Annotated in this window: 1 protein-coding gene; it reads left to right on the top strand. The window is 71.4% G+C overall.

Annotation, left to right across the window (positions count from 1 at the left end):
* Positions 1–264: 264 nt before the first annotated feature.
* Positions 265–1,264, top strand: a 1,000-nt coding sequence (locus ACY5KJ_RS17310) for a PP2C family protein-serine/threonine phosphatase (protein WP_462203856.1), incomplete at its 3' end; no start/stop codon positions are given.

Raw genomic sequence — 1,264 nt, forward strand, 5'->3', positions numbered from 1 at the left:
GCTGATAGCCACACCGCCGCCCGTTGATCTGTCCTGGCGGCTGCCGTCGTTCCCGTGGGCCCACCATGTCTTTCTGAGCCCGGTTTTCCTGAGCCCGTCGCGCTCCGTCTTCCTGGCTGGTCTTCTTGGCCGCGGTCCACTCCGGTTCGGCGTTCCGATGCGCACGGGCGCTGTGGTCGTGCCATGCTTCGGGTCCGGGTTGGGCCGGTATGGCCTCGTGTCGTGCAATGCCGAGGAGATGTGTCAGGGACCGAGAGCAACGCGATGCGGGCGCCGAACGCTGATCCTGTGGAAGTGATCTGGCCTGTGCTGTTGGTCGAGGACGATGATGCCGACGCCTATCTGGTGTCCGAGCTCCTCGACGAGGCCTCCGCTCCGGTCGAGCTGACCCGGGTGCGCACGGTGGCCGAAGCCGCCCGTCGCAGCGAGCACGTCGCGTGCGTGCTGCTGGATCTAGGGCTGCCGGACAGCGAGGGCCTGTCGGCGCTGCGCCGGTTGCTCACGGTCGAGGCGGGAGCGCCGGTCGTGGTGCTCACCGGTCTGGTTGACGAGTACCGGGGGGCGCAGGCGGTCGCCGCGGGCGCGCAAGACTACCTCGTCAAGGGCCAGGTCGACGGGCGGGACCTGGTCCGGGCCGTCCGGTACGCGATCGAGCGCAAGCGGGCCGACACCGCCGCGCAGGCGCTGCGGGAGTCGGAGCTGCTGGCGGACGAGCGGGCCCGCCTCGAACGCGGCCTGTTACCCCGGCCGCTCATCGACGACGGCCGGTTGCACCACGACGCCCGGTACCGCCCCGGCCGGCAGCAGTCCCTGCTCGGCGGGGACTTCTACGACATGGTGTCCACCGCGGACGGCACGCTCCACGTCCTGCTCGGCGACGTCTGCGGGCACGGCCCGGACGAGGCAGCGCTCGGGGTGAGCCTGCGGATCGCGTGGCGCACGTTGGTCCTTGCCGGTGTTCCGGAACCCGACCGGCTCGGGTATCTCCAACGCGTGCTGGTGAGCGAGCGGGAACAGGACGAGATCTTTGCGACGGTGTGCACCCTCGCGATCGCTCCCGACCGGACCTCGGCGCGGATGCGGCTGGCCGGTCATCCGCCGCCGGCGCTGTTGCATCCGCGGCTGTCGGCGCTGCCGGGCGACGTCGTCGGCCCGGCTCTCGGCATCGTCGACAACGACCTCTCCGAGGAGGTGCGGATCGAGCTCGGGCCGCACTGGGCGCTCCTGCTCGCCACGGACGGCCTGCTGGAGGGGCGGGAGGGAC

It is taken from the genome of Frankia sp. CcWB3 (assembly GCF_977927595.1).